Genomic DNA, 6,452 nt, shown 5'->3' on the forward strand with positions numbered 1-6,452 from the left:
TTGGCTTGCGGCTCTAACCCCATTGGGCATTTCGCGCTAAAGTGCAATCATGCCCACCGCCCTCCAGATGGCCTCCGACGACGCGTCCCTTGCGGCCGCGGTGATCCGCAGCCGCAAGCTGCTCAACAAACGCGCCATGGTCGCCGCCGCGGCCAGCGCCGTGCCGGTGCCCGGTCTCGACTGGGCGGTCGATGCCGCCATGCTGTCCCGGCTGATTCCTGAAATCAACCGGGAGTTTGGCCTCACGCCGCAGCAGCTCGAGCAGCTCGACCCAACCAAGCGCGACCAGGTCCAGAAAGCGGTCACCCTGGTCGGCTCGGTGCTGATCGGCAAGTTCATCAGACGCGACCTCGTCCTCAAGGCCGCCACCAAAATCGGCATGCGGCTGACCACCAAACAGCTCGCCAAGTATGTGCCTTTCGCCGGCCAGATCGTGGCCGCTACCGTCGGTTATGCGGCCATCCGTTATCTGGGCGAGGAACACATGAAAGACTGCATTCGCGTAGCGCGGCAGGCGCAGCTGGAAGTGCCGCTGCTGGGCTACTCCGCCTAGGGCTCCAGCGCACCAAAGCATGTGAGGTGCGACGACCCCGGCGGGTGAAAAAAGGCGTTAAGCTCCGTCATCTTACAAACTGTTTCATCATGGCCTTGGGGATTCTCGCGATCCTGCAGCGCCGCAAACACCCATGACATTCCAGACATCGCTGCTTCCCTTGCTGATCACCATGGGGGCCGCGATGCTCACGGCACCGGCGTTCGCCTGTATGGCCGACCCGCCGGCCCGGGGACAGGTCGTCCTCTTCGAAAGCCTGGCTTCCCGCAAGCCGGGAACGCCCCATCTGCCCCAAGAGCGCAGCCTGCGGGCTGGTGACCTGATCTCGGTGCTGGCGCCGGCCCGGGCGGTTCTGACCTTGGTGGATGAGCCCCGGGACCGGCCCCAGCCGGTGCTTCTCGCTCTCGATGAAGCGCGCTTTCGCACCCTGGCGGCCCAGGGCGGCGGCAGGGTGGCGCCGGAGACCGATGCCGTGATGGGTGGCAACCGTGCCGACGCCATGAGCTGGCGCCGCTTCGGCGCGCAGGGCAGCGGTCTGGTTTATATCCAGCTCAGCCATGCCGGCCGCGAAGGCCTGATCCGGCTGGACGTCCAGCCCCCCAAGGTGACCCCGCGCGGCCAGACTGTCCGTGGCAACGAGAACAACCAGGCGGAGCCGCTGTTCATCACCATGTTTGACAGTCTGGAGCTGGACCTCCCCGGTTCGCCGGGCGATGGCTGGACCATCGCGCCTGCTGATGCCCGAGGACTGAAGCTGGTTGCGGTAGAAGCCGTGACCACCGACAAGGCTGCCGAAGCCGCGGCGGGCAGGGTTCGCCTGCGTTTTTCTCAAAACTCCGCGCTGGGGCCCGAAACAGGGCTCACCGTGAGCGGCGCAGACAAACGTTTTTACTTTGTCATCCGCAGCCGGGCGATCCCCGCATGCTGAATCCGGCCAGGGCTTGTCGTCCTGACAAGTCTGTCGGTTTGCGTCCCACCTGTTGCCGTCCCCCAACGCTGATGAAAGCCCCTCGATCATGAAATTTGGCCCACTTTTTTGCGTCCTGCCTGCGCTGCTGGCTGCCTGCGCCACACCCGTGGCGCCCCCACCTTCGCCGGGGCCTGACATCCCGCCACCGGCACTGATCAGCCGCATTGAGGCGCCTCGCCCTACAACGGTCATTGCACCCCGACGTCCTCCCGCGCAAACCACGCTGGCGATGGCACTTGTTTTTGCCCCACGCATGAACAAGCTGTCGGCGGAGCGGGAAGAGCATCTCGCCTCGTTCGCGGCGCAACTTCGCCGCAGCGGCACGATCACCGCCATCACCATTGAGTCTCATGCCGATGAGACCGGCAGCGACAAGTACCGGCTGGCACTGGCGGGCCAGCGCGCGGAGCGCCTCGCGAGGTTGCTGGAAATGCACGGTTTGCCGCACGAAAAAATCACGACCACCGCCACGCTGCAACGCACCTGGGAGATGCCGCCGGAGTGCAGGAGCGCCACGGCTGCGGCACGCAAAAAACTGGAATGCGCCAGTCCTGGAACGACCGTCGCGGTCAGCGCGAAAATCACCGCTTCCGAGTAATGACCGCCAGCGCCCCGGCTGCACCGTCATGCGAGCCGTGAGCAAGCCCGGATGCCGGGTTGCGGCGGCGCTTGCCTTGTGCTGCACGCTGGCGCAAGGCGCCGGCATCGCGGCCGTCCCTGCCTGCGATCAGGCGGGCAAGTCCGCGGTGCCCGGCCGCAGCGGCACGGCCACGCTGTTCGCGATGGGTTGCCACGATGCGGCCTTGCAGCACACGCAGACGTTGATTGACGTTGCCGCGCGTGATACACCGGCACAGCGAAAAGACCTGGCGCTTGCGCTCAATGACGCCGCCGTGATCAGTGAAAAACTGGGCCGTTACACCGTCGCCCTGGCTTTTTATCGTCGTTCCCTGCCCCTGCTTGAGGGTGGACAGGATGATGCGTTGACAGCTACCCTGACCGTCAACCTGGCCGCCCTGCACTACCGCATGGGTGCTTATGCCGAAGCGGCCAGAACCTACGAAGACGCGGATCCAGCGCGGCCCTGGGCCCATCCCTATTTCTGGGCACCCTTCACGCTCAGCGGCGACTGGCTCTGAAACATACAGAAAACGAGACGGAGGATGGCTGCATGAACCCAGCAACACGTGGCGCCATCATAGGCATCACCCTGGCCTTGACCTTGGCAGCCTTGCCTGCCTTCGCGCAAGCAAGCGCGACGCCCTGGCGCGCCGGTGAACTGGCTGTCCATCCATCGGCGGTGAATGCCAAAGACCGCGTCACCCTCGCCTGCCAGGGAAACCGCTGCAAACCGCTGCAATGCCGCTGGCAGGATGCGGCAGGCTTTCACCAGCTGTCGTTCGCCGGCGGCATTGGCGCCGACTACACGGACCCCGGGGGCCGATCGCGCCGCCTTGCGCTGGAGCGCAGCGACGCCTGCGAGAATTGCCGTGCCCGATACCTCAACCTGTACTGGGCAGACCCGGCTCGCCCCGAGGTCGGCACCCTTTCGCTGCTCTGGTCGGGCCTTGAATTTGACCGCGGCGGCGAGGGCCACATGGGTGGCTTTGCGAGCTGGTCCAACCAGCAGCCGGCGCTGATGAGTTGCACGGCCCGTTGACAGGAGCGATCCAAACCATGAAAAAGCATCTCTCCTGGCTCACTGCACTGCTGCTTGCGCCCCTGCTGACGCCGGCGTACGCCGCAGCGCCGCTGGAACGCATTCCCCTCGCGCAGGCCGCACAGGTCACGGGTGAGCTGCCAGGCTTGTTGCGCGAGGTGCTGGGCGACTACCAGGACCGCCTGCCGGCAGCCACATCGTTGCGTTGGACCGAACGCGGGCACAGCCCCGACGGCAAGCCCTACTTTCGTGAACGTATCTGGAGCGAGGCCCTGCAAAAATTTGGCAAGGTGTGTGCCGCCGACAAGCCCGCCTGCGCGCCTCTGCTCGCCGCACAGATCCGGACCATGACCCGCGCACTGCGGGAAAGCGCCGATGCCCCCGCCAGCAAAGCCAGCGCCGCGACCTTGAGCGCCGTGTCCGAACTGTGCGGCATGAGCGGCGTCACAGGCGATTGCCCGCTGAGTGCGTACTTGCACGAGACAGCCATACGCTGGATGCAACTGGGCCACGATGCGCTTTTTGTGGCCTACCTCGATCGCTACGATGGCCAGCGCAACCAGTACCTGGAATGGCTCAAGACGCAGGGCACACCGCCATCGGCCTCCACGCTGGCCGCCCTGCCCCAGCTGCCCGCCTGGATTCGTGCCGGCTATTTCGAGCTGACGGGCAAGTTCAGCGCCGCGCGCGAACTCTGGCTGACGACGTTGATCGAAGCCGTTGGCAGCGACAAACCCAATGCCAATCAGGAACGCATGGCAGCCTACCGGCTGGCGCGTTTGTCCTGGCGCCTGGGAGATGACGAGCTTGCGCGGAGCTGGCAGCAGTATCTGGCGGGGCTGCCAGGAAAGGCTGGCGAAGCGGCCTTGCCATGCTGGGAGCGGCATGAGCAATGGCGAATCGATATCGCCCGCTCGCAAGCCCTGCGCGAGCCCTTGGCCAAAGCGTCGGAGACGCTGGGTGCATTGATCGCCGCGGATTGCGCATATTCCCAAGCCCTGGCTGAATACGGCACCGACACCCTGGTCGCCGATCCGGCAATGGTCGGCGCTTCCGCCCCATTGACAAGGATGCTTGCCGTCGGCAGCGCGGCGTGCAAGGGCAACTGCGCGCCCGCACGCCTGGAGACGCTGCGCGTGCTGCAAGCTCTCGCGCAGCCAGAGGCGCAAGAGCTGGCGGCACATGCCAGGGCGGCACAGACCCGGCTGGACCAATTCGGCGGTTTTCTGGAGACCGACGTTCAATTGAGCTGGGCCACGGCGGCGGTGGTGCTGCGCCAACCGGCGCTGAAGCGTCAGGGTCTGGAGCTCCTGACGTCGCTGCAGACCCATCTTCTTGCAGGCAACGACTCCGACAACTTCAGCTCTTTCGGCGCCCAGCAGAACCGTTCACGTTTCGACGCCTTGCACCGCAGTGCCGCCCTGGCAGCGGTGCAGCAAGGCACCCAGCTCGAGCTTGGGCGGCTGGAAGCGATGCGGGCGCAGACGCTGCTGCGGCGCCTGCGGCTGAGCAGCCTGGCGGGCGAACTCGCTGGCGTGCGCGACGCCCCGGCCGAGTTGCACTACCGCGAGGTGGTTGCGGCCGCGCAGGACAGCCGGCGAAAGCTCGGTGCGATCGGAGGCGCCGACGCCCGAGCGCAGGCCATCATCGCACTGGCGGACCGGATGCTGGACGACGCCGCCGTCGATGCCCGGCTGGTCCTGCTGGAAACCCTGGCGGCCCGCAAGCTCGACGGCGGCAAACCCGGGCAGAGCTGGCTACGCAAGCTGGGCGGCTCTGCCGCCATCACCGAGCTGCAGAGAAAGGCCAACCCGACAGGCGTCCGACGCGACCTGATGTCGCTGCCGCACGATACCGCCTATCTGAGCTGGTTGCAGGTGCCCGGCGGCTATGTGGCCAGCGTAGCCAGCTTCGACGCCGAGCACTACCCGCCAGAGGCTCCTGGCGTGAAGGGTGGACACCGGCAGTCCAGCCGCTTTATCGCCGTGTCTGCAGCCCAGGAAGAAACCCTCGGGCTGTACCGCGCGCTCCTGATGTCGGGCGCTGCCACCAACCGCGGCGCCAGCCGGGTGGATGTGCCGCTTACCGACGGTGCTGGCTTGCGCCTGCGCAGCTTGCCGGTCTGGCGGACAGCCGACGGAAGCTATTTGGCGCAGGCCTCTGCCCCGGCCGGTGCTACACGTGCGCAAGACCTCCGGGAAATCGGGCAGTACCTGTACCGCGTGCTGCTGGAGCCCCTGCACGCGCAGTGGAGTCCGGCGAAGCGCCTGCTGCTGAGCCCGGATGGTTTGCTGACCCGGCTGCCGTTTGAAACCTTGTGGGCTGGCGAACGGCCGTTGCTGGACGTGATTGACGTCTCTTATGTGCAATCGCTGGAGGTGCATGCAGAGCTGGCGCGCCGCGCCGGGCAGCCGCGTGCCGGTGGCAAAAGTCTGCTGTCGTTCGCCGACCCGGACTATGCGGCGGCCGCCGTTGCAGGGGCAGGCCCGGTACCCTCGTGGATGGCATCGCTGCGCTGGAACGCCCTGCCGGGCACACGCAGCGAAGCCGAAGCACTCAAGCCGCTCTTTCCCGATGCGCGACAGCTCACCGGCACCGATGCAGCACGTTCCCGTGTGCTGGCCATGCAGGAGAGCAAGGAACTCCGGGACTTTCGCATCCTGCACTTCGCCACACACGGCTATGTGGACGACCGGCGCAGCAGCCTGGTGCTCTCCACACGCGACGGCCTGCAGCAGGCCTACCTGCTCGACTCGGACATCAGCACACTCGAGCTCAGGACCGACCTGGTGCTGCTTTCGGCTTGCGACACCGGCCTGGGCCGCAGCCAGTCAGGCGAAGGCGTGGTGGGACTGCCCTACGCCTTCATGCTGGCGGGCAACATCAACACACTGATGTCACTGTGGCCGGTGGACGATGCGGGCACGGCGGCCTTCATGCCGGCCTTCCTTTCCAAGGCGCGCGGCGGGGTTGACCTTGTCACCGCCCTCAACCTTACCAAGCGCGACTTTGCCGCGGGCCGGTACGGGGAAAAAAACCGCGATCCGCGCATCTGGGCCGCGTTTGTGCAGTACGGCGTACCACTGCAGCTGCAGTAGCTGTCATGGGCACGGAGCCAATCGGCGCGTGTCAAGGTAGTTGTCGCCTCAGTCATGCAGCCAATGGCTGAATAAGCGTGGCGCCGACATGGGCCGCCACCACCGAGTCGCGCTCGGGGTTGAGTGTCACAGCACCGGTGGGCGTCCAGTTTCTTGTGTTCCCAGACCAGC

At 66.1% G+C, this 6,452-nt stretch carries 6 protein-coding genes; all 6 read left to right on the forward strand.

All coding sequences use genetic code 11. The annotated features are described in order from the left end of the window. The first annotated feature begins 49 nt into the window (after window positions 1-49). The 6 genes from B7G52_RS08295 to B7G52_RS08320 all read left to right on the forward strand — a co-directional run bounded on the left by B7G52_RS08295 (window position 50) and on the right by B7G52_RS08320 (window position 6,281). Complete coding sequence (locus B7G52_RS08295) at window positions 50-553, forward strand: hypothetical protein (protein WP_096697146.1); 504 nt, start codon at window positions 50-52, stop codon at window positions 551-553. Between the two features lie 133 nt (window positions 554-686). After that, window positions 687-1,481: a hypothetical protein gene (locus B7G52_RS08300; RefSeq protein ID WP_096697147.1), complete on the forward strand. Its 795-nt coding sequence runs from the start codon at window positions 687-689 to the stop codon at window positions 1,479-1,481. A gap of 295 nt (window positions 1,482-1,776) precedes the next feature. Next, on the forward strand, window positions 1,777-2,121 hold the full coding sequence (locus B7G52_RS23575; protein ID WP_170954716.1) for an OmpA family protein: 345 nt from the start codon (window positions 1,777-1,779) through the stop codon (window positions 2,119-2,121). A gap of 37 nt (window positions 2,122-2,158) precedes the next feature. After that, a complete protein-coding gene (locus tag B7G52_RS23580) occupies window positions 2,159-2,662 on the forward strand; it encodes a tetratricopeptide repeat protein (RefSeq protein ID WP_170954717.1) in 504 nt (167 codons plus the stop codon). Window positions 2,663-2,694: 32 nt separating this feature from the next. Then, window positions 2,695-3,183: a hypothetical protein gene (locus B7G52_RS08315; protein WP_096697150.1), complete on the forward strand. Its 489-nt coding sequence runs from the start codon at window positions 2,695-2,697 to the stop codon at window positions 3,181-3,183. 17 nt (window positions 3,184-3,200) lie between these two features. Continuing rightward, window positions 3,201-6,281: a CHAT domain-containing protein gene (locus B7G52_RS08320; protein WP_096697151.1), complete on the forward strand. Its 3,081-nt coding sequence runs from the start codon at window positions 3,201-3,203 to the stop codon at window positions 6,279-6,281. Window positions 6,282-6,452: the final 171 nt, after the last annotated feature.

The organism is Polaromonas sp. AER18D-145, assembly GCF_002379095.1.
Taxonomy (GTDB): Bacteria; Pseudomonadota; Gammaproteobacteria; order Burkholderiales; family Burkholderiaceae_C; genus Polaromonas.

Coding starts and splice junctions, on each gene's coding strand:
- B7G52_RS23575 (WP_170954716.1), top strand. CDS start 1,777: ATGAACAAGCTGTCGGCGGAGCGGGAAGAGCATCTCGCCTCGTTCGCG.
- B7G52_RS08300 (WP_096697147.1), top strand. CDS start 687: ATGACATTCCAGACATCGCTGCTTCCCTTGCTGATCACCATGGGGGCC.
- B7G52_RS08320 (WP_096697151.1), top strand. CDS start 3,201: ATGAAAAAGCATCTCTCCTGGCTCACTGCACTGCTGCTTGCGCCCCTG.
- B7G52_RS08315 (WP_096697150.1), top strand. CDS start 2,695: ATGAACCCAGCAACACGTGGCGCCATCATAGGCATCACCCTGGCCTTG.
- B7G52_RS08295 (WP_096697146.1), top strand. CDS start 50: ATGCCCACCGCCCTCCAGATGGCCTCCGACGACGCGTCCCTTGCGGCC.